The organism is Tundrisphaera macrotermitis (assembly GCF_051175315.1).
Classification (GTDB): domain Bacteria; phylum Planctomycetota; class Planctomycetia; order Isosphaerales; family Isosphaeraceae; genus Tundrisphaera.
Genome location: NZ_CP195100.1, coordinates 159,972 through 183,517 on the forward strand (window position 1 = coordinate 159,972; position 23,546 = coordinate 183,517).

Annotated in this window: 21 protein-coding genes; 8 read left to right on the forward strand and 13 right to left on the reverse strand. The window is 70.1% G+C overall.

The window, feature by feature from the left end:
* Positions 1-12: 12 nt before the first annotated feature.
* Positions 13-942, reverse strand: coding sequence for a sugar phosphate isomerase/epimerase family protein (locus TA3x_RS00650; RefSeq protein WP_435018184.1), 930 nt, complete (start codon positions 940-942; stop codon positions 13-15).
* Between the two features lie 331 nt (positions 943-1,273).
* On the opposite strand from TA3x_RS00650, the gene TA3x_RS00655 reads away from it, so the two are divergent.
* The 3 genes from TA3x_RS00655 to TA3x_RS00665 all read left to right on the forward strand — a co-directional run bounded on the left by TA3x_RS00655 (position 1,274) and on the right by TA3x_RS00665 (position 3,751).
* Complete coding sequence (locus TA3x_RS00655) at positions 1,274-2,728, forward strand: phospholipase D-like domain-containing protein (protein ID WP_435018185.1); 1,455 nt, start codon at positions 1,274-1,276, stop codon at positions 2,726-2,728.
* 23 nt (positions 2,729-2,751) lie between these two features.
* On the forward strand, positions 2,752-3,363 hold the full coding sequence (locus TA3x_RS00660; protein ID WP_435018186.1) for a hypothetical protein: 612 nt from the start codon (positions 2,752-2,754) through the stop codon (positions 3,361-3,363).
* Between the two features lie 163 nt (positions 3,364-3,526).
* Positions 3,527-3,751 carry a hypothetical protein gene (locus TA3x_RS00665; protein WP_435018187.1) on the forward strand — a complete coding sequence of 75 codons (225 nt, stop codon included), beginning with the start codon at positions 3,527-3,529 and terminating at the stop codon, positions 3,749-3,751.
* 38 nt (positions 3,752-3,789) lie between these two features.
* Here TA3x_RS00665 and TA3x_RS00670 read toward each other — a convergent pair whose 3' ends face one another.
* Positions 3,790-4,296 (reverse strand): hypothetical protein, encoded by a 507-nt coding sequence (locus TA3x_RS00670; protein ID WP_435018188.1) that lies wholly within the window; start codon positions 4,294-4,296, stop codon positions 3,790-3,792.
* Between the two features lie 145 nt (positions 4,297-4,441).
* On the reverse strand, positions 4,442-5,008 hold the full coding sequence (locus TA3x_RS00675) for an NIF family HAD-type phosphatase (protein WP_435018189.1): 567 nt from the start codon (positions 5,006-5,008) through the stop codon (positions 4,442-4,444).
* 323 nt (positions 5,009-5,331) lie between these two features.
* On the opposite strand from TA3x_RS00675, the gene TA3x_RS00680 reads away from it, so the two are divergent.
* Positions 5,332-6,048, forward strand: coding sequence for an endonuclease/exonuclease/phosphatase family protein (locus TA3x_RS00680; RefSeq protein WP_435018190.1), 717 nt, complete (start codon positions 5,332-5,334; stop codon positions 6,046-6,048).
* Between the two features lie 25 nt (positions 6,049-6,073).
* Here TA3x_RS00680 and TA3x_RS00685 read toward each other — a convergent pair whose 3' ends face one another.
* The 5 genes from TA3x_RS00685 to TA3x_RS00705 form a co-directional block, all read right to left on the reverse strand.
* Positions 6,074-8,476 carry a phosphoketolase family protein gene (locus tag TA3x_RS00685; RefSeq protein ID WP_435018191.1) on the reverse strand — a complete coding sequence of 801 codons (2,403 nt, stop codon included), beginning with the start codon at positions 8,474-8,476 and terminating at the stop codon, positions 6,074-6,076.
* A 63-nt stretch (positions 8,477-8,539) separates the two neighbouring features.
* On the reverse strand, positions 8,540-9,748 hold the full coding sequence (locus TA3x_RS00690) for an acetate/propionate family kinase (RefSeq protein ID WP_435018192.1): 1,209 nt from the start codon (positions 9,746-9,748) through the stop codon (positions 8,540-8,542).
* A 217-nt stretch (positions 9,749-9,965) separates the two neighbouring features.
* Positions 9,966-10,913 (reverse strand): DUF1559 domain-containing protein, encoded by a 948-nt coding sequence (locus TA3x_RS00695; RefSeq protein WP_435018193.1) that lies wholly within the window; start codon positions 10,911-10,913, stop codon positions 9,966-9,968.
* Positions 10,914-11,121: 208 nt separating this feature from the next.
* Positions 11,122-11,580 carry a hypothetical protein gene (locus tag TA3x_RS00700; RefSeq protein ID WP_435018194.1) on the reverse strand — a complete coding sequence of 153 codons (459 nt, stop codon included), beginning with the start codon at positions 11,578-11,580 and terminating at the stop codon, positions 11,122-11,124.
* A gap of 217 nt (positions 11,581-11,797) precedes the next feature.
* The gene (locus TA3x_RS00705) at positions 11,798-12,979 is read right to left on the reverse strand and encodes a substrate-binding domain-containing protein (RefSeq protein WP_435018195.1); all 1,182 of its coding nucleotides are present in this window, start codon (positions 12,977-12,979) and stop codon (positions 11,798-11,800) included.
* A gap of 291 nt (positions 12,980-13,270) precedes the next feature.
* Between TA3x_RS00705 and TA3x_RS00710 the strand changes: the two genes are divergently transcribed.
* From TA3x_RS00710 to TA3x_RS00720, 3 genes are read left to right on the forward strand one after another with little or no spacing between them, the layout of a single operon-like run.
* Positions 13,271-13,969: a 3-keto-disaccharide hydrolase gene (locus tag TA3x_RS00710; RefSeq protein WP_435018196.1), complete on the forward strand. Its 699-nt coding sequence runs from the start codon at positions 13,271-13,273 to the stop codon at positions 13,967-13,969.
* A gap of 27 nt (positions 13,970-13,996) precedes the next feature.
* Positions 13,997-15,418, forward strand: coding sequence for a sulfatase family protein (locus tag TA3x_RS00715; RefSeq protein WP_435018197.1), 1,422 nt, complete (start codon positions 13,997-13,999; stop codon positions 15,416-15,418).
* A gap of 41 nt (positions 15,419-15,459) precedes the next feature.
* On the forward strand, positions 15,460-16,950 hold the full coding sequence (locus TA3x_RS00720; RefSeq protein WP_435018198.1) for a hypothetical protein: 1,491 nt from the start codon (positions 15,460-15,462) through the stop codon (positions 16,948-16,950).
* An 88-nt stretch (positions 16,951-17,038) separates the two neighbouring features.
* Here the strand turns inward: TA3x_RS00720 and TA3x_RS00725 are convergent, their stop codons facing one another.
* From TA3x_RS00725 to TA3x_RS00735, 3 genes are all read right to left on the reverse strand, one after another.
* Positions 17,039-18,055, reverse strand: a complete 1,017-nt coding sequence (locus tag TA3x_RS00725; RefSeq protein ID WP_435018199.1) for a DUF1559 domain-containing protein — start codon at positions 18,053-18,055, stop codon at positions 17,039-17,041.
* A 54-nt stretch (positions 18,056-18,109) separates the two neighbouring features.
* Positions 18,110-18,586: a hypothetical protein gene (locus tag TA3x_RS00730; RefSeq protein ID WP_435018200.1), complete on the reverse strand. Its 477-nt coding sequence runs from the start codon at positions 18,584-18,586 to the stop codon at positions 18,110-18,112.
* Between the two features lie 364 nt (positions 18,587-18,950).
* Positions 18,951-20,555 carry an arylsulfatase gene (locus tag TA3x_RS00735; RefSeq protein WP_435022460.1) on the reverse strand — a complete coding sequence of 535 codons (1,605 nt, stop codon included), beginning with the start codon at positions 20,553-20,555 and terminating at the stop codon, positions 18,951-18,953.
* Positions 20,556-20,970: 415 nt separating this feature from the next.
* Here TA3x_RS00735 and TA3x_RS00740 point away from each other — a divergent pair, with 415 nt between their 5' ends.
* Entirely contained in the window at positions 20,971-21,969 is a 999-nt protein-coding gene (locus tag TA3x_RS00740; RefSeq protein WP_435022462.1) for a formylglycine-generating enzyme family protein, read from the forward strand.
* Positions 21,970-21,972: 3 nt separating this feature from the next.
* Here the strand turns inward: TA3x_RS00740 and xth are convergent, their stop codons facing one another.
* Together xth and TA3x_RS00750 are read right to left on the reverse strand one after the other, a co-directional pair.
* A complete protein-coding gene (gene xth / locus TA3x_RS00745) occupies positions 21,973-22,743 on the reverse strand; it encodes an exodeoxyribonuclease III (RefSeq protein ID WP_435018201.1) in 771 nt (256 codons plus the stop codon).
* A gap of 24 nt (positions 22,744-22,767) precedes the next feature.
* On the reverse strand, positions 22,768-23,445 hold the full coding sequence (locus tag TA3x_RS00750; RefSeq protein WP_435018202.1) for an alpha/beta hydrolase family protein: 678 nt from the start codon (positions 23,443-23,445) through the stop codon (positions 22,768-22,770).
* Positions 23,446-23,546: the final 101 nt, after the last annotated feature.

The window sequence follows — 23,546 nt, forward strand, 5'->3', positions numbered from 1 at the left end:
CCCGGCCGCCGATCAGGTCAGGGCTTCCTTGCAATACCGGACGCACTTGGCCACCTCGGCCACGGCGCTCGACCCTTCGGGGATCTTGTATTCGACCTCGATGTCGGCGGGGAACGTCCACTTCTCCTGCTTCATGAGCTGGAGGACCTCCTTGATCGGGGTCTGGCCGGTGCCCCAGGGGACGTTGCCGCCGTCGGCGGTGCGGTCCTTCAGGTGCAGGCTGACGATCCGGTCGTGGTACTTCTCCAGGACCGGGATCGGCGACTTCCCCTTGGACCCGGCGAAGTAGTGGCCGATGTCGAGGTTGAACCCGATGTACTCGCCGTAGGCCAGGATCGGGTCGACCTTGTCCATCGCCGGGATGTTCTCGGTGTGGTTGTGGAATCCGATCCAGATCTTGTGCTTGTCGGCGAACGGGGCGAGCCGCTTGGCCATCGCCTCGGAGCGTTCCAGGGTGATCGCCGAGGCGCCGAGGGCCTTGGCCATCAGGAAGTTGAACTCGATCGCCTCGTCGGACTGGCCGAACGGGGTCTTGTGGATGTGGATGTTCACGCCCGCGTCGTTGTACATCCGGCGCAGCTCGGCGCACTTGGCCAGCATGGCCTGCCGCTGCTCTTCGGTCGGCGGGGCGGCCGGCTTCTCGCCCTTGCGGGCGACGGGGGCGGGGATGCCGGCGTAATCGCGGATCGGCCCGTCCATCAGCTCGACCTCGCTGAGCCCGTCCTCGACGAGGGCCTTGAGCGTGTCCTGGGCCGTGGTGATGGCGCCGCGATAGCTGTAGGAGATGCAGCCGATCCGCACTCCGTTGAAGACCGAGTTGGGCTTCTCGGCGACGGCGCCGAGGCCCCGCCTCGGCAGGAGGGCGCAGGCCGCCAGGGACGCGGCCCCGCCGAGGAACGCCCGGCGGGTGGCCGGCTGGTCGATCAGGTTCGGTCTGCTCATGGCTGTCCCCTTCGGCCGGCGCCCGGCGCCGCCGTGATGGCCCATCGATGTACGAATGCCCCACGCCGGGGCGGACCGGCGGCGAGGGCACGACCCGACTCGCCCGGCCCGAGACAAGTTACCCCGCGTGCCGGGCCGCGGGAAGGGGATGGGAGTTGCAGGGAACCGATCCCGGGCCCACGGCGTATAATCCCTGGTGCGGGGCCGTGTCCCCGCCGGAGCGCGGCCCCGGTCAAGGCCCGCGGAAGGTCGCGCGAGGTCGGTGCATCGCGGCCGGGTCTCCTGATGTCCCTGGATGGCGCCCGCCCCGCGCCGGCCCGGATCCTCCCCGATGATGAGCCGTTTCCTGGATGTTGCGCACGAGCCGGCCGCCTACCTGGCGACCGGGTTCTATGTCCTGATCAGCCTGGTGGCGTCCGGGCATGTCGTCCTGACTAAGCGCGAGACGCGGGCGGCGATCGGGTGGATCGGGCTGATCTGGCTGTCCCCCCTGGTGGGGACCACGCTCTACATCCTGCTGGGGATCAATCGGATCGAGCGGAAGGCCCGATCGCTCCGGGCCAACAAGCCCCGCGCCGGCGGCCGGCACGCGCGCCGGGGCCCGGCCTCGGCCGCCGCGGAGGGGCCGGGCGTCGGGCACCTGGACGACCTGGCCCGGCTGATCGGCGACGTGACCGGCCGGCCGCTGCTGGGGGGCAACGAGGTCACCCCGCTGGTGGACGGCGATCAGGCGTATCCGGCCATGATCCGGGCGATCGACGAGGCGACGAGGTCGGTGGGCCTGTGCTCCTACATCTTCAATGCCGACCGCGCCGGGACGCCCTTCGTGGAGGCTTTGAGCCGGGCGGTGGGCCGGGGCATCGAGGTCCGGGTCCTGGTCGATGACCTCGGGGCCCGCTACGACTGGCCGTCGGTCCTGGTCGCGCTGCGGCGCGCCGGGGTGCCCTGCGCCGCGTTCCTGCCGACCCTGGCGCCGGGCTGGGTCCCGTACCTGAACCTGCGCAACCACCGCAAGATCCTGGTGGTGGACGGCAAGGTCGGGTTCACCGGCGGGATCAACATCGACGAGTGCCATGCCGTCGCGCTCGGGCCGCCGCACCCGGCCCACGACTTGCATTTCCGGATCCGCGGGCCGGTGGTCGCCGACCTCCAGGGCGTCTTCGCCGACGACTGGGACTTCGCCACCGGCGAGGTCCTGGAGGGGCCCGCCTGGTTCCCCGCGATCGACCCGGCCGGCGCGATCCTCGCCCGGGGGGTCGCCGACGGGCCCGACGAGAACCGCGACAAGCTGCTCAGCGCGATCCTCGGGGCCCTGGCCTGCGCCCGGTCCTCGGTGGCGATCGTCACCCCGTACTTCCTGCCCGAGTCGGTGCTGATCTCCGCCCTGGGGATCGCCGCGATGCGGGGCGTGCAGGTCGACATCGTCCTGCCCGGCCGGAACAACCTGGCCCTGGTGAAGTGGGCCTCGTCGGCCCTGCTCGCGCAGATCATCGAGAGCGGCTGCCGGGTCTGGTATTCGCCCCCGCCGTTCGACCACACCAAGCTCATGGTCGTCGACGGGATGTGGACGTTCTTCGGCTCGGGGAACTGGGACCCGCGCAGCCTCCGCCTCAACTTCGAGTTCAACCTGGAGTGCTACGACCGGCCCCTGGCGACCGCAATCGACCGGATCATCCGCGAGAAGATCCGCCGGGCCAGTCCGATCACCCTGGAAGAGATCCGTCGTCGCAGCCTGCCGATCCGGCTCCGCGACGGCCTCGCACGCCTGCTCACCCCCTACCTGTGAGCGGGCCACCGGAGGAACGAAAAGTGAATCATTTCCCGATGACCTGCGACGCCACCCCCGGCCACCCCGACCCGGCGGCGACCGATGCCGCCCCGGATGCCGAGATGGATATCTACCTGCGCGTCCTGCCAGACGGCCACCTCGTCTTCTTCGCAGAGCCTTCGCGGCATGGGGACGAACAGGTTCCGTCGGCGGCGCCGGGCCGCGGACTCCGGGCCTGGCTGAACCGGACCTATCATCGGTTCAAGGATGCGGCGGAACGCTCGGAGAGCGGGGTCGGCCTCCAGGCCCGGCGCCTCTTCGAGTGGCTCCGGCACTTCGTCTCCCCCGACGAGTCGATGCTCCGCCGCCTGCGCCGGGCGGAGGAGATCCGAATTCACCACCCGCCGGCGATGGGGCCCGACGAGGCCCGATCGGCGTGGGAGGCTTATCTCGCCGGCCGCCGATACCCGCACCTTTTCTGGCTCATGGTCGACCTGGTCGTCTCCGCGCTGACCATCCCCCTGGCGGTCATCCCGGGCCCGAATGTCCTCGGCTACTGGTTCGTCTACCGCGCCGCCTGCCACACGCTCGCGCTGCTCGGCATCCGCCGGGCGCGGCGGCAGGCCGCATCGACGAGCTTCCAGGCGAAGTGACGAATCAGCCGATCCATCTCCGTGGCGGTGCCTACCCTGCCGTGTCCAGGCGGTGGCCATCCCAGGATGGCCCACTTCGAAGCACGGCACGACGGTTGCTTGATCCCCGCCCATTCACACGGCCCGCCGTCCGCCCGGCGGGCCGTGGCGAGGGGTCTTCGCCATGCCTTCCGAAAACTGGGGCAAGTGCCGCGGCTGCAAGATGTGGCAGATCGAGCCGGAGGCGGCCACCGCCGAGAGGACGATGGGGATCTGCCTCGCCGAGGGCCTGGAGCCCTTCCGGCTCCGCGTCTCGGGCAATAGCGGCTGCAAGCTCTTCGTGCACGGCAAGGTCCAGCGGGCCGAGGGCTCAAGCCTGGCGCCTCCGCTTCACGCCGAAACGAATTGAGACGTCTGGGTGCGGCGGGCACCGCTCACCACGACCAATCAAGTTCGTTGGGAGTTGCCCAATCTACGGGGCGATCTCCATTCGCGAGGCCAGTCACCGTCCGAGCGGATCCACCATTGCCCCGCCGAGAACGAATATGGGGCGACCGGTTTGACTCTGCACTCAGGGATCACGCCTTCGGCGTCGATCTTGAACCATAGGTGAAGTTGTGTCGGCTTGACCACGTCGGTTGCCGGGATCGCCAGGCACTCGGCCACTGAATCCTCGATGGATAGGAGTGCCGCCAGGGCCAGTTCCTCGCTTCGCCCTTCGACCGACGACTCGGGCACGCCCCACAACCGCAAGTAGAAGCACCAGCCTCCGTCCGCCACGCGACGCTCCAAATAGCCGATGAGCAGGCCCACCGAACTCGGTCCGCTGCCCGTGCCGGCGAAATCCACGCGTCGCACGTCGGCGTCGAGCCCCCGCAGCAGGTCGCGGACCTGACGCCGAGATGGCAGATAAACCCAATGCGGCGGGAGCTTCTTCCCCGGAAACCGAGACATCCGAAATCGCTCCCCGTCGTCCTGCTTGATGGATGGCGTGCCTCGGCCTGCGAGTCGAAGTTGGTGAGTCTCGACCCAGCGAACGGCCTCCTACCGGGTCTCGACCAGGCCCGCTTTCACTTGGATTTCCGGCCTGCGTCGGCGCTCAAGGCTCCGGGCCAGGCCCGCGGCGAACGAGTTCCCGCCAGGCCCGCTTCTCGATCCGACGCACGTCTTCCGCCTCGCGTAGCCGGTCCAGGAACGGTAGCACGTCCCGCAGTTCCGTGTCGCCGGGTTGCCCTTCGAACGGGTCCACAGGCAGGTGGTTGCCGTAGTTCCGCTCCAACTTTGAAGGCGTGTCGTCGACCATCAGGACGCGTCCGAGGTCGTATCCCAATCGCTTGACCTTCTTCAAATCCTTGACACAGTAGCAGGTCTGCAACTCCGCGTGATACCGAAGCGTGCAGCGATCGCTCGACCAGGCGAACGCCAGGGCCTCGGGGGCCGGGAAGATCTTCGCGACCATCGAGCGGACATAAGGGGTGGAGGCCGAGGACCAAACGGCCAACTCGAACCAGAGGCCGGTCGTTTCAAGGAATTCGGTGAGGTAGGGACGTCGGAGGACCCGATGGCCGGGGATGTGGAAGTCGACCGGCCGGTCGTCGGACGGATTCCCCGGCTCGGCGTAGATCAAGGTCTCGTCCAGGTCGAGGATCAGCAGCGGCTTGTCCAATTCGCCCTCAACTCGCATAGGTTGTGCAAGCTCGCACTGCGATACCCCGATCGCGGCTTCCACTTGATGTTGGCCGTGAAGCAATCGCCAGTATTCCAACGGTTTCGGAACCCGATCCGCCCGGTACAATGGCAACGTCCATCGGAACATGCAGTGGAGTGGGGCCGCGATCCCTCGTCAACCGGCGGCATCAGCGTACAAAGGCCAATCCGATCCGAGGGCATACCCTCTGGAGGGCCGGGACGAATTTTGGTTCGAACCGAGGGGCCTGGTCGGGCGATCCGCCGCAGGCACGGCGTTGCAGGAAAGGGGTCGGGGCGAGGATGCGATTGCTCAGCTACAACATCCACAAGGGGATCGGCGGGCGCGATCGCCGGTATCGCCTGGAGCGGATCGTCCGGGTGATCCGCGACGAAAACCCGGACCTGATCTGCTTGCAGGAGGTCGATCGGGGCGTCCGCCGGTCGCGGTTCGACGACCAGCCGAGGTTGCTGGCCGAGGCGTTCGAGGCCGCGGGCGACCTGTTCCAGCTCAACGTCCGCCTGAAGGCGGGGGGATACGGGAACCTGCTGCTGTCGCGGTGGCCGCTGCGGGCGCACCATGAGGTCTCGTTGCGGCTGGGACGGAGGAAGCCGCGGGGGGCCCAGATGGCCGTGGTGGAGACGCCCGAGGGGCCGCTGCACCTGGTGCACTGGCACCTGGGATTGGCCGAGGGGGAAAGGCGCTGGCAGGTCGCCCACCTGCTGGCGAACCCGCTGTTCCAGGAGTCGGCCCACCTGCCGACCCTGATCGTGGGCGACTACAACGACTGGCGCGACAGCCTGGGCCGCGCCGTGTTCCACGGTCATGGGTTCTCGCAGGTGACGGCCCCCCGGGCGCGGTTCCGGTCGTTCCCGGCGTTCTTCCCAATGGGGTCGCTCGACAAGGCCTATGCCCGGGGGCCGATCGTCGTCGATCACGCCCGGATCGTGCATACGGCGGCGGCCCGGCATGCCTCGGACCACCTGCCGCTGGTGGCCGACTTCCACCTCGGGTCCTGAGGCGGGAGTCGGCCCGGTCGTCGGGTCAGGCGGTGGGCCGGGGGATCCACTTCCAGTCGCGGATCTCGGGCATGTCCTCGCCGTAGGTGGTGATGTACTCGCGGTGGTCGATCAGCTTGTCGCGGATCGCCTGCTTGGCATACGCGGCGACGGCCCCGAGCTGGGGGAGGCGGTCGACCACGTCGGCGACGAGGTGGAAGCGGTCGAGGTCATTCATCACGGTCATGTCGAACGCCGTGCTGATGGTCCCCTCCTCCTTGTACCCCCGCACGTGCAGGTTCTTGTGGTTGGCCCGGCGGTAGGTCAGGCGGTGGATCAGCCACGGGTAGCCGTGGTAGGCGAAGATGATCGGCTTGTCCCGGGTGAACAGGGCGTCGAAGTCGTGGTCGGACAGCCCGTGCGGGTGCTCGGTGTCGGACTGGAGCCGCATCAGGTCGACCACGTTGATCACGCGGACCTTGATGTCCGGGGCGTGTTCGCGGAGCAGCTGGACCGCGGCGATCGTCTCCAGGGTCGGCACGTCCCCGGCGCAGGCCATGACCACGTCGGGCTCGCTCCCCTTGTCGTTGCTGGCCCACTCCCAGATGCCGATGCCCGCCGTGCAGTGCTTGACCGCCTGGTCCATGTCCAGCCACTGGGGCGACGGGTGCTTGCTGGCGACCACCACGTTGACGTACTTGCGGCTCCGCAGGCAGTGGTCCATCACCGAGAGGAGGCAGTTGGTGTCCGGCGGGAGGTAGACCCGGACGACCTCGGCCTTCTTGTTGACGACGTGGTCGATGAAGCCGGGGTCCTGGTGGCTGAACCCGTTGTGGTCCTGCCGCCAGACGTGCGAGGCCAGGAGGATGTTCAGCGAGGCGATCGGCCGCCGCCAGGGGATGTGGTTGCAGACCTTCAGCCACTTGGCGTGCTGGTTGAACATCGAGTCGATGATGTGGATGAACGCCTCGTAGCAGTTGAACAGGCCGTGCCGGCCGGTCAGCAGGTAGCCTTCCAGCCAGCCCTCGCACTGGTGCTCGCTGAGCATCTCGACCACGCGGCCGTCGTGGGCCAGGTGGTCGTCGGTCGGCACGACCTCCGCGACCCACTGCTTGTCGGTCGCGCCGTAGACCTCGGCCAGCCGGTTGGACGCGGTCTCGTCGGGGCCGAAGAGCCGGAAGTTGCGGGAGTCGTGGTTGAGCTTGATGACGTCGCGGAGGAACTTCCCCAGGGTCCGGGTGTCCTCGCCCGTCGTGTTCCCCGGGAGGGGGACGTCGATGGCGTAGTCGCGGAAGTCGGGCATCCGCAGGTCGCGGAGCAGGGCGCCGCCGTTGGCGTGGGGGTTGGCCCCCATCCGCCGTGCCCCGGCCGGGGCGAGTTCGCGAAGCTCGGGCTTGAACCGGCCCATCTCGTCGAACAGCTCCTCGGGCCGATACGACCGCATCCACTCTTCGAGGAGGCGGAGGTGGTCGGGGTGGCCCTTGGGGTCGGACAGCGGGACCTGGTGGGCCCGATAGGTCCCCTCGATCGGCAGGCCGTCGACCACCTTGGGGCCGGTCCAGCCCTTGGGGGTCTCCAGCACGATCATCGGCCAGGTCGGCAGCTCATCGGCCCCATGCTCGCGGGCGTCGGCCTGGATCTTCCGGATGGCGGCGATGGCGGCGTCGAGGGCCTCGGCCATCAACTGGTGCATCCGCGTCGGGTCGTCGCCCGACACGAAGATCGGCTCGTAGCCGTAGCCCCGCATCAGCATCGCCAGGCGGTCGTGGCCGATCCGCGCCAGGACGGTCGGGTTGGCGATCTTGTAGCCGTTCAGGTGGAGGATCGGCAGCACGGCGCCGTCGGTGGCCGGGTTGAGGAACTTGTTGCTGTGCCAGCTGGTGGCCAGCGGCCCGGTCTCGGCCTCGCCGTCGCCGACCACGCAGGCGACGATCAGGTTGGGATTGTCGAAGACCGCGCCGAAGGAATGGCTCAGGGCATAGCCGAGCTCGCCCCCCTCGTGGATGCTTCCGGGCGTCTCGGGGGCGACGTGGCTGGGGATGCCGCCGGGGAAGCTGAACTGCTTGAACAGCTTCTTGATCCCCGACTCGTCCTCGGAGATGTTGGGGTAGTACTCGCTGTACGTCCCCTCCAGGTAGGTCTGCGCCACCATCGCCGGGCCGCCGTGCCCGGGGCCCGAGACGTAGATCATGTCCAGGTCGTATTGCTTGATGGCCCGGTTCAGGTGGGTGTAGACGAAGTTCTGCCCCGGGGTGGTCCCCCAGTGCCCCAGGAGCCGGGGCTTGACGTGCTCCAGCTTCAGCGGCTCGCGGAGCAGCGGGTTGTCGTACAGGTAGATCTGGCCGACCGAGAGGTAGTTGGCCGCCCGCCAGTAGGCGTCGATCCGGCGGATCGCGTCGGGCGAGAGGGTCGACTTCGGCTCGGTCGGGTTGGTTTGCGTCAGCGCCATCGTGCGGTCACTCCGAAGGTAGGGCACGCCCGCCGCCGAGCATCGGCCGGGGACGAGGGGGGGCTACCCGATCACGGCGTCCGTGGCCCGGGCGATCATCATTTCCTCATCCGTGGGGATCACGTGGACCGCGACGGGGCCATCGTCGCGAGAGATCAGAGGGGCGTCCGCCAGGTTGCGGCCTTCGTCGAGCGTGATCCCCAGGAACTCCAGGCCGGATAGCGCCCGGCGGCGGACCTCGTGGGAATGCTCGCCGATGCCGCCGGCGAAGACCAATGCGTCGAGCCCGCCGAGGGCGGCGGCCAGGGCGCCGACCTGGGTGCGGACGCGGTAGCAGAACAGGTCGACCGCCTCGGCCGCGCGGACGTCGGTCGCCTCGCGGGCCAGGAGGTCGCGGATGTCGGAGCTGGTCTCGGAGACGCCCAGCAGGCCCGACTCGCGGTTGACCATGTGGTGGAACGCCGCGGCCGTCATCCCCTCGGACCGGGCCAGGAAGCCGGGCAGGCCGGGGTCGAGGTCGCCGGGGCGCGTGCCCATGACCAGGCCCGAGGTCGGCGTGAAACCCATCGTGGTGTCGATGCACCGGCCGTCGCGGACCGCCGCCAGGCTCGCCCCCGAGCCCAGGTGGGCCAGGATCGCCCGCCCCGGCGGGTTGCCCCCGGAGCGCCGGGCCAGCTCCTCGTTCAAATAGGCATACGACAGCCCGTGGAATCCGAAGCGGCGGACCCCCCGGGCCTCGTAGCGGCGGGGGATCGGCACGATCCGGGCGACCCGGGGCAGGTCGTGGTGAAACGCCGTGTCGAAGCAGGCCACCTGGGGCACGCCGGGGGCGTGGGCCGCGATCGCGTCGATCAGGGCCAGCTCGCCCGGGACGTGGTCCGGGTCGAGCGGGGCGACCTCGCGGAGGGCGTCGAGCAGGCCCGGCGTGATCCGCTCCGGCCGGTGCAACGCCCCGCCGTGGACGATCCGGTGCCCGATGGCCGCGACCTCGTCCAGACCGACCAGCCCTCGCAACCAATCGATCATCGGTCCGACGGCTTCTCCCAGGTCGGCGGCGCGGACCGGGCGCTCTTCCCGGCGGCCGCCCGCCGCGCCGGAGGCGATCAGCCGCGTCTCTGGCAGCCCGATCCGTTCGATCTTCCCGGAGGCCACCCGGGTCGGGGCGCCGCCCCGGGCGAACAGGGCGAATTTGAGGCTCGACGACCCGCCGTTGACCGTCAGCAGGTGGGATGCCCCCGCTTCGGTGCGGCTTGCGTTGTCTCGGACGACCATGGCCGACGCCCCCCTTCGCCGGTCTCTCGTCCGATGGCGTGCGGGCCGCTGATCGGGGTCGGAGGACGCGATGACCGGAAGGGTGACGATAACCGGACTCGCCAGAGATAGCCATGCCCGACGCGATTACCCCTCCTCGGCTCGATCGTGCCGAGGAGGGGCGATGGCCCATCCGGGCCGTGGTCCCCGGGCCGCCGGCGATCCCGCCGGGGTGCGGTTACAGGGCGTCCGAGCTGATGATCTCGCCCCCCTGGGTCGAGGAGAAGGCCCGCCAGGTCTGGAGGTTGATCGTGTTCTTGATGAACTTGACGCTCCCGTCGCCGCCGGTGACGTTGACCCCGCCCGGGTGGCGGCTCCGCGAGCCGAACCGCGTCGGGTTGGTCCCGGTCGGCAAGATGCCCGTGCCGATGATGCAGGGGGGATTCAGCGGGTTGCCGGGGGCGGGCAGGTTGCAATTCTGGGGCATGACGTCGGGGAGGGTGCTGTTGGGCGTGATCCAGGCGGTGACCGACCCGGCATCGCCCCAGGAGGTATAGCCGCGCAGGTCCATCCCCTGCCCCTGGACCACCTCGGCCATCAGGAAGGTGTTGGACAGGCCGTCGGAGAACGACGAGAAGTTGAAGGTCCCCAGGAACGTCCGTCCGTTGTCGGCCTCGACGTTGCTGAACGGGGCGCCCAGGAACGGGACGGACTGGAACAGCGCCTGGGCCAGCGTGGTGTTGCCGAAATTGGCCGCGTAGTTGTTGTTGGGGATCAGTGCGGCCAGCGGGGCGTTGGGGATGTCGCTGGGGCACATCAGCCCGGCCACCCGCATCCGCGCCACGGTCAGGTTCTGGGCCGTATTGTAGGCGATGCCCCGCAGGGTCGCCGCGTTGCCCGCGAAGTTGAAGCCGTTGAACCGGTTCTGCTCCTCCATGTAGGGGAGGATGAAGTGCTGCCACGTCCCCCAGCAGCACGACCGGCAGCCCGGAGGCAGCGAGAGATGAACATCATGATAATTGTGCAGCGCCAGCCCCAACTGCTTCATGTTGTTGGTGCACTGGGCGCGGCGGGCGGCCTCGCGCGCCGCCTGGACGGCGGGCAGGAGCAATGCGATCAGAACGGCGATGATGGCGATGACGACGAGCAGCTCGATCAGCGTGAATCCGCGACGTGCAGCCTTCATTGGGGCCCCCTTGCCTGCATCAAGAAATGATGGGATGGATCGACTCGGATGGATCCCCGGGGATCGGGGAGGTTCGGCGCCGAGGACGAGGCGGGGTCGGGCAAGCCCGGTTTGATGCGTCGGGGAGGACGACCGTCGGGCGAGCGGGGCGGGACAGGGGCCGGGCGGCCGGGCGGGGGATTGGGATGGCCCCCGCCCGGGGCCGCGATCATTTGGACTCCAGGGCGAACGGGAAGCGGTTCGGGCCGCCCGCCTTGACCTCGGCGGCCAGCTTGGTCCTGATGTTGTACCGCTCCGGGATCGGGTCGCGCAGCTTCGAGCGGGGCCCCCCCACGGCGGGCGGTCCCGCATCCTTGGCGGATGCGGCCAGTCCCGGGTCGGGCGAGCCCGCGAAGATGCTGACCGAGTAGGCCCCCGGGACCGGCCCCTGATCCTGGGGCACCGAGAACTCCCCGGCGGAGATCATCCCCCCGGCCTGGGTGGGCTGGCCCGCCGTCGGCTCGAAGGTGATGAGCCCCGAGGCGAGGGGCTGGCCGTCCAGGGTGACCGTCCCCGAGATGGGCTCGCGCGGGTACTCATCGGCGGGGCCGCCGCACCCCAGGGCCGCCAGGAGGGCCACCCCCTTCGCCAGCCGGCGCCGCCCCGGGTTCGGATTGCGAGTGATCATGGTTCTGGCCATCCACGCATCGGGGCATGTCGAAAAGATGGGATCGGCTAGGGAAAGGGATCGGGCGGGGCGGAGTGGGCGTGGGGGGCGTGCGTCGGGCCCGGGATCCGGCCGCGGTGATCGTCGGGAAGACTAAGCGAAGCGGCGGCTCCGATCAATGGAATAACCGACCGCTTCCCTAAGGTTTTCGGTCGCCCCGGCGGCCGGAGGTGGGACCCTACCGGGGCGAGGCGTAGCGGCGGCGGTAGGCGGCGAGCGTGAAGCCGGTCGCCTTGCGGAAGACGGCGCTGAGATATTCGGGGTGGGAGAAGCCGGCCCGGTCGGCCACCAGGTTCAGGGGGAGGTCGGTCTCCACCAGCAATTCCTTGACCCGGCGGAGCCGCTCGGCCGCGATCGCGTCGTGGATCGTCCGGCCCAGGACCGCCCGGAACCGGCGCTGGAGGATGCTCCGCGAGACCGCGACCCGTTCCAGCACGTCCTCGACCCGGATGCCGTCGCGGGCATGCTCGCGGATGAACCGCATCGCCAGGGCGACCGCCGGGTCGGCGATGGCGGTCGCGTCGGACGACTGCCGCGTGACGATCCCCACGGGGGGGATCAGGCGGGTCTCCGCCGGTGCCTCCTCCCCGTTCATGAGGCCGTCGAGCACCCGGGCCGCCTCGTGGCCGATCCGCCGGCAGTCGGGGATCACGCTGGACAGGGGCGGCGAGGCCAGCTCGCAGGCGAGGACCTCGTTGTCCACCCCGATGACGGCCACCTCCTCCGGGACGGCGACGCCCGCACGACGGCAGGCGTCCAGGGCCTGCACGCCCCGGAAGTCATTGCAGGCCATCAGCCCCAGCGGCTTCGCCTGGCCGGCGATCCAGCGCGACACGCCGTCCAGTTCGAGGTCCCACGACGGCAGGTGGTGCCCCCACGACACCGGCTGCGACCCGCCGTACTGGTCGCACGCGTAGCCCTGCGAGCGGACCTTCGCGGAGAACCCCTCGTAACACCGCCGCGACCAGTCGAGGTTGGGATAGCCGAAGAAGGCGAACCGGGTGTAGCCGCGGTCCAGGAAGTGTTCCGCCCCCAGCGAGCCGATCGCCTCGTGGTCGCTGCGGATCAGGGCGCTCTTGGGGCCGGTCCTCTGGTCGTCCAGGCTCACGGTCGGGATGCCCGACGCGTGGGCGAGCCGCGACCCCCGGAACGAGCTCCCGTAGATGATCCCGTCCCCTTCCCAGTCGCGGAACCACGAGGGGGCCGGGTCGAGCAGCGACCGCTGCTCGAAGTAGACCGTCCACGGGCCATGCCCCCGGATGTATTGCGCCACCCCGTGGAGGATCTCTCGCCCGTAGGCCATCGACGTCTCGACGATCAGGGCCACGTGGGGCGGGCCGGAGCGTTCCCGTCGTTTCATGGGTCGTCAGGAGCCGGGGCGGTGGGCTTGCGTGCGGCGACCGAGAATTCGGTTCGGCGACCCGATCAGGATAGGAAGCCGGGGCGTGGGCGTCCACGGGAAGCGGCCGGCGCGACCGAAAATCTCAGGACGACGCGCCGATATTCCCTTGAGGGCCGCGCGGGACGTTGGCTAACTTGTTCGAGACTGCACATCACGCATGCCCAGCGGCGAGCCCGCCCGGCCCGTCCCGCCTCCCCGGACGATCCTCGACGACTTCCCCAGAGCCCGCCCACCCGGAGGGAGATCCCCATGCCAACGCTGCGTTCCGTCGCCCTGATCGTGCTGCTAGCCTCGCGGGCCGGACTGGCCTCGGACGGCCCGGCCGCCCCCGAGGAGGGGTTCATCCCCCTGTTCGACGGCACCTCGATGGCCGGCTGGCGGCCCCACAACGGGGTTCCGCAGGCCCACGTCGGCGGCAAGTGGGCCGTCCGCGACGGCCTGCTCATCGGCGACCAGAGCGAGGGGCACCGGGGGGGCTTCCTGATCACCGAGGGGAAATACCGCGACTTCGACCTCCGGCTGGAGGTCAAGATGGACTATCCCACCGACAGCGGGATCTTCCTCCGCATGGGCGAGGACGGCAAGAGCCACCAGCTCACGCTCGACCACCGGCCCCTCGGCGAGATCGGCTCGATCTACCTCCCCTGGACCCAGTCCCGCGTCCTCAGGAATCCCAAGGGGATCGAGGCGTTCAAGCCCGACGATTGGAACGTCCTGGAAGTCCGCATGGAAGGCGAGCCGGCCCGGATCCGCTTCTGGGTCAACGGGACGCTGGTGACCGACTTCCAGCACACGGCCGAGACGACCAAAAACGTCCCCGTCGAAGGGTACATCGGCCTCCAGGTCCACCCCAACGTCCCCAACCTGACGGTCTGGAAGGATGGCAACCTGATCCGCTATCGAAACATCCGGATCAAGCCGCTCGCCCCCGCCGGCAAGGCGTCCTGAGCCCCCACCCGAGACGGGAGATCGTCGATGCGAATGACCTGGATCGCAGCCCTCGCCGCCCTCGCCGCGATGATGGCCGCCGCCCGCCCGGCCTTCGCCGGGGGGCCGAAGCCGCCCAACATCGTGTTCGTGCTGGTCGACGACCTGCGGTGGGACGAACTCGGCTGCACCGGACACCCGTTCGCGAAGACGCCGCACATCGACCGGATCGCGGCGGAAGGGGCGACCTTCCGCAACGCGTTCGCGACCACGCCGCTCTGCTCCCCCAGCCGGGCCAGCTACCTGACCGGGCGCTATCCCCACGCCCACGGGATCACCGACAACACGGCCCGGGATGCCCAGAGCCACGCGCTGGTCACCTTCCCCCTGCTCCTGCACCGGGCCGGCTACCGGACCGGGTTCGTCGGCAAGTGGCACATGGGCAACGACGACTCGCCCCGCCCCGGCTTCGACGCCTGGGCCTGCCTGAAGGGCCAGGGGACGTCGTTCGACGCCCCGCTCAACGTCGACGGGGCGACGGTCCCGACCTCGGGCTACGTCACCGACGTGCTGGTCGATCGGTCCTTGGCCTTCCTTGAGAAGCCGGGCGACGCCCGCCCGTTCCTGCTCTACCTGTCGCACAAGGGGCTGCACCCCGAGACGGCGCAGGCCGCCGACGGGACCCTGTCCGACCCGAACGCCGCCCGCTTCATCCCCGCCGACCGCCACAAGGGGCTGTACGCCGATGCCCCGGTGCCGCGCCGGCCGAACGCGGCCGACACGCTGGAGGGGAAGCCGGCCCTCCGGCGGCCGATCGCCGGCCTGCCGCCGCTGGGGCCCGGGACCGGGACCGGCGACGAGTCGATCCGCGAGCGGCAGCGGATGCTGGCGTCGATCGACGAGGGGGTCGGCCGGCTCCGCGAGGCGCTGGAGCGGTCCGGGCGGCTCGACGAGACCGTCTTCGTCGTCACCAGCGACCACGGCTACTTCTACGGCGAGCACGGCCTGGGCCCCGAGCGCCGGCTCGCCTACGAGGAGGCGATCCGGGTCCCCCTGCTCGTCCGCTATCCCCCCCTGCTCCGCCCCGGGACCGCCGTCGAGCCGATGGTGATCGGCCTGGACCTGGCGCCGACCTTCCTCGACCTCGCCGGCGCCCCCACCCCGGCCGACATCCACGGCCGGTCGCTGCTCCCCCTGCTGCGGGGCGAGGCCCCGTCGGTCCGCGAGGCGTTCCTGATCGAGCACTCGTCCGACAAGGTCTTCCCCCGCGTCGAGGGGATGGGCTACCGGGCGGTGCGGACCGGGCGCTGGAAGTACATCCGCTATCGCGACCTCCGGGGCATGGACGAACTCTACGACCTCGCCGCCGACCCCTACGAGATGACGAATCTGATCGCCGATCCCGCCCACCAGGGCACCCGGGCCGAGTTGGAGCGGGAGATGGGACGCCTCGTCGACGCGTCGCGATGAGGGCGGCGCGGCGACCTTTCCCGGGACGTTGGGAGCAAACCATGAGACAGAATCGATCCGTCCGCCTGCCCGATGCGATGGCGTGCCTCGTCGCCCTGGCGGGGATGGCCGTCGCTGCGGCCGACGCGCGGGGCCAGGCCCCGGCCCCGACCCCGGGGCTGCGGGCGGGGGCGGCCACCGCCAACATCACGCCGCCGCTGGGCGAGCCGATCGTCGGCAATTTCGCGACCCCGCCGGCGACCCACGTCCACGACGAGTTGCACGCGCGCTGCCTGGTCCTGGACGACGGCGCCACGCGGCTGGCCTTCGTCGTGTGCGACAGCGTGGGCGTGGGCCGCGAGGTCTTCGACGAGGCGAGGAAGCTCGCCGCCCCGGCCTCGGGGCTCCCCGAGGGGAACATCCTGGCGGCGGCCACGCACACGCATTCGGCCACCAGCGGCCGATCGAAGAACATGCTCAAGCCCGATCCGCTCGGCGAATACCCCCGGTTCCTGGCCCGGCGGATCGCCGACGTGATCCGCGTGGCGGTCAACAACCTGGAGCCGGCGCGGATCGGCTGGGGGGCGGTCGACGTGCCCGGCCCGGTCGTCAACCGCCGCTGGCATCTCAAGCCCGGCCGGGAGATCCGGAACCCGTTCGGCGGCATCGACAAGGTCCTGACCAACCCCGGCCGGCTCAACCCGTTCCTGCTGGAGCCCGCCGGCCCGACCGATCCCCAGGTCTCCTTCGTCTCGGTCCAGTCCCGCCAGGGGAAGCCGATCGCCCTGCTGGCCAACTACTCCCTGCACTACGTCGGCGGCGTCCCGAACGGCCACATCTCGGCCGACTACTTCGCCGTGTTCGGCAAGAAGATCGGGGAATTGCTCGGGGCCCGCGATCAGGATCCCCCGTTCGTCGGGATCATGAGCAACGGCACCAGCGGGGATGCCAACAACATCAACCCGCGCGAGGCCGCCAAGGCGAGCCCCCCCTACCGGCAGATGGCCGAGGTCGCCGATGAGGTCGCGAAGGCCATCGCGGAGGCCCACCGCCGGGTCGAGTTCCGCGACGCGGTCCCGCTGGCCGCCGCCCATCGGGAACTGGCCCTGGCGACCCGCAAGCCCACGCCCGAGCAGCTCGACTACGCCCGCAAGATCCTGGCGAAGCCCGTAGACGCCCCGAAGTATCACCCCCTGGAGCGCGTCTACGCCGAGCGGGCCATCGCCCAGCACGAGTCGCCCGACGAGATCTCGGTGATGCTCCAGGCGTTCCGGATCGGCGACCTGGGGATCGCGGCGATCCCGTTCGAGGTCTTCGCCGAGACGGGGCTGGAGATCAAGCGCGATAGCCCGTTCCGGCCCACCTTCACGATGGAGCTGGCCAACGGCACCTATGCCTACCTGCCCACGCCCCGCCACCACGCGCTGGGCGGCTACGAGACCTGGCTGGGCACCAGCAAGGTCGAGGTCGATGCGGCCCCCAAGATCGTGGCCGCGCTGATGGACCTGTTCCGGCAGCTGCGATCGGAGACGCCGTCCCCGGCCAAGCCGTGATCCGGGCCTCCGCCCGGCCGGACCCTCGTCGCCGGCATCCCCGGGGGCAGCACGCCTCCGGGGATGCCGGCGATCGGCGTTCCGGGGTTCAGAAGGCGTCGGAGCTGAGGATTTCGCCCCCGCTGATGCTGCCCAGGCCCCGCCAGATCGGCAGGCTGATCGAGTCCTTCATGTACTGGACGTGGCCGTCGACGAACAGCGTGTTGACCCCGCCGGGGTGTCGGCTGCGCGATCCCATGAGGTGGTTGGCCGCCGAGGCCTGGAGCAGGCACGGGGGGTTCCCATTCACCCCGGGCTGGCAGTACGGCGCGGACGGGGTCCACGAGACGTCGGGCAACTTGCTGTTGGGGGCCAGATAGGTCTGGAACCCGGCCCCGTAGGACCAGAGGGCGTACCCGCGGAGGTCGCTGCCGGGCATGGCGGCGCTGGTGTCCCCCTTGATGACCTCGGAGATCGCGATGGTGTTGCTCGTGCCGTCGGTGATCTCCGAGAATCCGACGGTGCCGAATTGCGACACCGTGTACCCGTCCGGCCCGCCGTTGACCGGCGTGGTGGGCCACATGTCCGTGAACGGGGCCTTCAGGAAGCTCACGGCCGCGGCGCCCGTGCCATAGGTCGCGATCTGATAGAGCGTGGTGTTGCCGAAGTTCGCGGCATAGTTGTAGGCGGGGAGATTGGCGAGCGGCTTGGTCTCCTTGTCGCTCGGGCAGAGGTAGACCGTGAACAGGGTCCGGGAGATGGTCGTGTTCGCGACGCCGCTGTACCGCAGCGCGGTGGCGTTGGCAGCCGCGCCCGCGGCCGTGCCGTTGCTGCCGTCGAAGTTCCATCCATTGAAGGACGCCGACTGCTCCATGTAGGGGAGGACGAAGACGACCCAGGTCCCCCAGCAGCATCCCTTGATGCCGGCGGGGAGGCTCCCCGAGGTGCTCTCGTAGTTGGCCATCCCCAGGCCGATCTGCTTCAGGTTGTTGGTGCATTGGGCGCGGCGGGCGGCCTCGCGCGCGGCCTGCACGGCGGGGAGGAGGAGCGCGATCAGCACGGCGATGATGGCGATGACGACCAGCAATTCGATCAGGGTGAAGGCCCGGCGGCGGGGCTTCGGCATGGGGGCTTCCTTCTCGGGATGGGGATGGGGATGGGGTGGGATGGGATGAGAGACTCAGGGACGCCCGGTGCGGCGTCCTGGCTTGGTGGTCAGTCCGAAGTCGAAGCTCTGGGCCTGGCCCGCGGCGACCTTCGCTTCCAGGGGGGCGGTCGGGATGTATTCGATGGCGGGACCGGCCGCCTCGGCGGGCGGCTCGCCCGGCGCCTCGTCGGGCGAGTTGCCCCCGCCGGACGGGGCCTCGGACACCGCATTCGGCGTGATCGAGATGAGGTGCTCGCCCGGTGCCGGGCCGTTCGCGGCCGAGATGGAGTACTCGCCCGCGGCGATGCTGCCCCTGGCCGCGCCCCGCGAGTCTCCGTCCTTGGGGATGAACTGGATGTCGCCCCGCTCCAGCGGCTTGCCGTCGAGCGTCACCTTGCCGGAGACGGCGGCCCGTTCCAGGCCATCGGCGTCCCCGCATCCGCACGCCAGCACCGAGGCGGCCATCAGCAAGGCGGCCCGCCCCGCCCCATGAATCAGGGATCTCGTCACCGCAACCTCCTGCCCGCCGCCCCCGCCGAGGCGCGTCCCATCGAGATCCGACGCCTCGCGACTCGGACGGCGAGCTGTATTCCTACACGCCGACTGTAAAGGTCACCACGCCCGTCCGGTGAAGTTTCGGTGAATGGCGGTCGCCCCGCCGGCCCGGGCTCGATCGCGATCGGTTCGGGATCCGCAACATCGGGCGGCCATCGGCCCGTCGTTCGCGAGCATCCCCCGATCGCCATCGATCATCTCTTAACGGATGCGGCAAGTGGAGTCAACGTTCAATCACCGTGATGGAACGTACATGATATCATGAATTTAGATCGGCGGTCCGATGGGGCCCGGCCGTCTCGCCCGGGCCGGGCCGGGGTCACCGGGACGGGGATTCCCGCAGCCGGTCGAGGACCTCGTTGAGGTTGAAGCTCGCGGCCTTCTGGCGCTGCGGGTAATCCTTGAAGGTCATGAGGAACTGGCCGACGTAGTCCTGCGCCGGGACGAGCAGGAAGATGTGGTCGAGCAGCCAGTCGTAGTAGGTGTTCGACGTGACGTCGGCCCTTTCGTAGGGGTCGGTCCGGAGGTTGAAGATCTTGGGGACGCGCAGGTCCACGAACGGCTCGGACCAGATGCGGAGCGTCCCCTGGGCCCGCTGCTCCATGAAGACCAGCTTCCAGTTGTCGTAGCGGAGTCCGGTGACCTGCTGGTCGTCGTTGCAGTAGATGAACGAGTCGCGCGGGCTTTTCTCGGCCTCGCCGGTGAGGTAGGGGACGAGATTCTCGCCGTCGAGGTGGACCTTGTAGGTCATGTCGCCGACAGCGTGGCCCTTCAGGAGTTCCTGCTTCGCGCCCGGGTCCCCGGCCATGGCCAGGAAGGTGGGGAGCCAGTCGTGGTGGCCGACGATCTCGTTGGAGACCGTGCCCGGCTCGATCCGGCCCGGCCACTTGACCATGCAGGGGGCGCGGTAGGCCCCCTCCCAGTTGGAGTTCTTCTCGTTGCGGAACGGGGTCATGCCCGCGTCGGGCCACGAGTTGATGTGCGGGCCGTTGTCGGTGCTGTACATGACGAAGGTGTTGTCGTCGAGCTTGAGCCGATCGATGGCGTCCAGCACCGTGCCCACGTTCTTGTCGTGGTCGATCATCGCGTCGTGGTAGGGGCTCTGCGCCCGCCCGGACTGGCCCATGCTCTCCGGCTTCACGTGGGTGCGGAAGTGCATGTGGGTGAAGTTCACCCAGAGGAAGAACGGCTTCTCGGCCTTCGCCTGCCGCTCCATGAAGTCCACGGCGCGGGCGGCGGTCTCGTCGTCGATCGTCTCCATCCGCTTCTTCGTGAGCGGGCCGGTGTCCTTGATGACCTGCTTGCCGACCTTGCCGAACCGGGGGTCGACGGTCGGGTCGTCCACGTCGGTGGCCTTGGTGTCCAGCACCCCGCGCGGGCCGTACCGCTGGCGGAAGGCCGGATCTTTGGGATAGTCGGGGAGTTCGGGCTCCTCCTCGGCGTTCAGGTGGTAGAGGTTGCCGTAGAACTCGTCGAAGCCGTGGACCGTCGGGAGGAACTCGTTGCGGTCGCCCAGGTGATTCTTGCCGAACTGGCCGGTGGCGTAGCCGTGGGGCTTGAGCAATTCGGCGATCGTCGGGTCCTGCTTCTGGAGCCCCAGGGGCGACCCCGGGAGCCCGACCTTGGTGAGACCGGTGCGGAGCCCGTGCTGGCCGGTGATGAACGAGGCCCGGCCGGCCGTGCAACTCTGCTCGGCGTAGTAGTCGGTGAACAGCATCCCCTGCTTCGCGATGCGGTCGATGTTGGGCGTGCGATAGCCCATCAGCCCCATCGAATAGGCGCTGATGTTCGACTGGCCGATGTCGTCGCCCCAGATCACGACGATGTTGGGCCGCTTCTTCGCCCGGTCGGGCGGGGCCTGCACGGCGGTCGCGGCCGCGGCGAGGAGGGCCCCGCGGTTGAGCCCGTCCGAGCACGAGGCCATCCCCTCCCGGCAGGTCGATCCGCCGGGAGGCTGGGTTTCCGCCCCGGTCGCCGCCGGCGCGGGCTCCCCCGGGGCGAACCGCCCGGTCGCGGCGGCGAGGCCGAGCCCCGATCCCAGGACCAGCGCGAACGCGGTTTGCAGGGTCGTCTTTTGCATCACGATTCTGGCCCTTGAGGGGAGGATGCCGATCGCACCGGGGATGGCGGCCCATCGTACGCGTGAAATGAGGGGGATGCCACCGGGCTGTCCGCGTCGCGCGGCCGCCCGAGGAGATCCTGGATTGAGAATGGTCCCGGTGCATCGCCTCGTGCCGATCGCGGATCCTTGCGACCGCGCGGCGGATCTGGTGGGATCGGGGCGGCGGCTGGTCACGATCGGGGGTGCGGAGCGTCGGACGATGGGGGATGAGGTGGCGATGAGGCCGGAAGGCTCGCCGAAGTTGGGCGGGATCGCTCGCCTGCTGGCCCTGGCCGGGCTCGCCTTCCTGGCGTCCTACGGGCTGGCCCGGCTCCGGACGGCCCGGCCGGGGGAGGCCGCCCCGTCCGGGATGCGGTGGGTGCCGGCGGGCGCGTTCCGCATGGGGACCGACTCCCCCCTGGGCTGGCCCGACGAGCGGCCGGCCCGACGGGTCCGGGTCGACGGCTTCTGGATCGACGAACGCGAGGTGACCAACGCCGAGTTCCGCCGGTTCGTCGAGGCGACGGGCTACGCGACCACCGCCGAGCGCCCCCCGGACCTCCGCGAGATCCTGGCCCAGTCGCCGCCGGGCACGCCCCCGCCCCCGGCCGAGAGGCTGGTCCCCGGCTCGTTGGTCTTCCGGCCGGCCGACGGCTCGGTGCCGCTCGACGACCTCTCGGCCTGGTGGGCGTGGACGCCCGGGGCGAGTTGGCGGCACCCCGAGGGGCCCGGCAGCGACCTCCGGGGCCGGGGCGACCATCCGGTCGTCCACGTCTCCTGGGACGATGCCTCGGCCTATGCGAAGTGGGCCGGCAAGCGACTGCCGACCGAGGCCGAATGGGAGCGCGCGGCCCGCGGCGGTCTGGATGGCAAGCACTACACCTGGGGCGATGACCGGCCCGGCGCCGGGGGGCGCTGGCGGGCCAACATCTGGCAGGGGGAATTCCCCCACCGCGACGACGGGTCCGACGGCCATCGCGGCACGGCCCCGGCCGGGTCCTTCCCGCCCAACGGCTACGGCCTGCACGACATGGCCGGCAACGTCTGGGAGTGGTGCGCCGACCCGTATCGCCGCGACGGGGGGCCGGCCCCGCCGATGCGCGTGCAGAAGGGCGGGTCGTTCCTCTGCAACGACGGGTATTGCTCCCGCTACCGCCCCTCCGCCCGCCACGGGTGCAGCCCCGACACCGGGATGTCCCACGTCGGCTTCCGCTGCGCGAAGACGCCCGGGGCGTGAGGGCTACCCCAGCTCGATCCAGGTCGGGGCGTGGTCGCTGGTCTTCTCCAGGGCCCGGACGTCCCGGTCCACGCCGGCGGCCTTCAGGCGCGGCGCGAGGTCGGGGCTCAGCAGCAGGTGGTCGATGCGGAGCCCCGCGTTGCGGGAGAAGGCCCCCCGCATGTAATCCCAGAAGGTGTAGATGATCTCATCCGGGTGGAGGGTGCGCAGGGCGTCGGTCCAGCCCTGGTCGAGCAACCGGCGGTAGGCCGCGCGGGTCTCGGGCCGAAACAGGGCGTCGTCGACCCAGCGCTCGGGCTTGTAGGCGTCGCGCTCGGTGGGGATCACGTTGTAGTCCCCCGCCAGGACGGCCGGGCCCCCCCGCTCGATCAGGCCCCTGGCGTGGGCGTGGAAGCGGTCGAACCAGGCCAGCTTGTAGTCGAACTTCGGCCCCGGGGCCGGGTTGCCGTTGGGCAGGTAGAGGCAGCCGACGGTGATGCCGCCGACCTCGGCCTCGATGTAGCGGCTCTGGGCGTCGTCCGGGTTGCCGGGCAGGCCCCGGACCGTCTCGCGCGGGGCCGCGCCCCGGGCGAGGATGGCCACGCCGTTCCAGGCCTTCTGGCCGTGCCAGACGGCCTCGTAGCCCGCCTCGCGGATGGCGTCGATCGGGAACTTCTCGTCGGTCGCCTTGAGTTCCTGCAGGCAGGCCACGTCGGGCTGCGAGGACGCGAGCCAATGGAGCAGGACCGGCAGCCGGGCCCCGATGCTGTTGACGTTGTAGGTGGCGATCTTCATGCTGGCATCCCGATCCATCCCGCATCAGCCCAGGCCGTTCGCCCAACCCCGCACGACGCGGGCCATCTCGGCGAAGACATCCTCGTCGGTCGGGCGTGATTTCTTGAGGATCTTGTAGCCGTGGTCGGCCGTCTCCAGGACGTGGAGCGTCGCCCGATCGCCGAGCGCACGGCAGGCCGGCCGCAGCAGGTCCAAAGCCGCCAGGTCGTCCCGCGACCCGCTCAGGAACAGCATCGGGAGGGCGACCGACGCCAGGTGATCGGCCCGATCCGTCCCCGGCTTCCCCGCCGGGTGGAGCGGGAACGAGAAGAAGACCAGGCCGGCCAACCCCTCGATCGGCGATTCCGAGGCCGCGATGGAGGTCATCCGCCCGCCGAACGAGTGGCCCCCGGCGAGCACGGGCAGGCCGGGCGCCTGCTCGCGGGCCGCCGCGGCCGCCGCCCGGACGGTCGCGGTGCAGGCGGCCTGCCCGTCGCGGCCCCGGCCGTTCTCCGCATACGGGAAGTTGTACCTGAACGTGGCGATGCCGGCCTCGGCCAGCCCCTCGGCGATCGCCTGCAAGGTGGCATGCCGCATGGTCGTGCTCGCCCCGTGGCCGAGGACGAGCAGGTGCGTCGCGCCCGCCGGCCGGATCAGCAGCGCGGAGACCTCGCCCTTCTCCGGCGTGGCGAGGAACTTCATCTCGCGGGCGTCGTGCGGCATGGCGGCTCCCCGATGGCCTGGACAGGCGTGCGGATGATACCCGCGCATCCCGCCCCGGGCAAGGGAAGCCCCCCGCGGGCCAACTCCCGAAATGGCGGAGA

What these genes read in the sequence shown, in the direction of transcription:
- TA3x_RS00650 (WP_435018184.1), bottom strand. Translation starts at nt 942, where the DNA reads ATGAGCAGACCGAACCTGATCGACCAGCCGGCCACCCGCCGGGCGTTC.
- TA3x_RS00655 (WP_435018185.1), top strand. Translation starts at nt 1,274, where the DNA reads ATGATGAGCCGTTTCCTGGATGTTGCGCACGAGCCGGCCGCCTACCTG.
- TA3x_RS00665 (WP_435018187.1), top strand. Translation starts at nt 3,527, where the DNA reads ATGCCTTCCGAAAACTGGGGCAAGTGCCGCGGCTGCAAGATGTGGCAG.
- TA3x_RS00670 (WP_435018188.1), bottom strand. Translation starts at nt 4,296, where the DNA reads ATGTCTCGGTTTCCGGGGAAGAAGCTCCCGCCGCATTGGGTTTATCTG.
- TA3x_RS00680 (WP_435018190.1), top strand. Translation starts at nt 5,332, where the DNA reads ATGCGATTGCTCAGCTACAACATCCACAAGGGGATCGGCGGGCGCGAT.
- TA3x_RS00685 (WP_435018191.1), bottom strand. Translation starts at nt 8,476, where the DNA reads ATGGCGCTGACGCAAACCAACCCGACCGAGCCGAAGTCGACCCTCTCG.
- TA3x_RS00690 (WP_435018192.1), bottom strand. Translation starts at nt 9,748, where the DNA reads ATGGTCGTCCGAGACAACGCAAGCCGCACCGAAGCGGGGGCATCCCAC.
- TA3x_RS00695 (WP_435018193.1), bottom strand. Translation starts at nt 10,913, where the DNA reads ATGAAGGCTGCACGTCGCGGATTCACGCTGATCGAGCTGCTCGTCGTC.
- TA3x_RS00700 (WP_435018194.1), bottom strand. Translation starts at nt 11,580, where the DNA reads ATGATCACTCGCAATCCGAACCCGGGGCGGCGCCGGCTGGCGAAGGGG.
- TA3x_RS00705 (WP_435018195.1), bottom strand. Translation starts at nt 12,979, where the DNA reads ATGAAACGACGGGAACGCTCCGGCCCGCCCCACGTGGCCCTGATCGTC.
- TA3x_RS00710 (WP_435018196.1), top strand. Translation starts at nt 13,271, where the DNA reads ATGCCAACGCTGCGTTCCGTCGCCCTGATCGTGCTGCTAGCCTCGCGG.
- TA3x_RS00715 (WP_435018197.1), top strand. Translation starts at nt 13,997, where the DNA reads ATGCGAATGACCTGGATCGCAGCCCTCGCCGCCCTCGCCGCGATGATG.
- TA3x_RS00720 (WP_435018198.1), top strand. Translation starts at nt 15,460, where the DNA reads ATGAGACAGAATCGATCCGTCCGCCTGCCCGATGCGATGGCGTGCCTC.
- TA3x_RS00725 (WP_435018199.1), bottom strand. Translation starts at nt 18,055, where the DNA reads ATGCCGAAGCCCCGCCGCCGGGCCTTCACCCTGATCGAATTGCTGGTC.
- TA3x_RS00735 (WP_435022460.1), bottom strand. Translation starts at nt 20,555, where the DNA reads ATGGCCTCGTGCTCGGACGGGCTCAACCGCGGGGCCCTCCTCGCCGCG.
- TA3x_RS00740 (WP_435022462.1), top strand. Translation starts at nt 20,971, where the DNA reads ATGAGGCCGGAAGGCTCGCCGAAGTTGGGCGGGATCGCTCGCCTGCTG.
- xth (WP_435018201.1), bottom strand. Translation starts at nt 22,743, where the DNA reads ATGAAGATCGCCACCTACAACGTCAACAGCATCGGGGCCCGGCTGCCG.
- TA3x_RS00750 (WP_435018202.1), bottom strand. Translation starts at nt 23,445, where the DNA reads ATGCCGCACGACGCCCGCGAGATGAAGTTCCTCGCCACGCCGGAGAAG.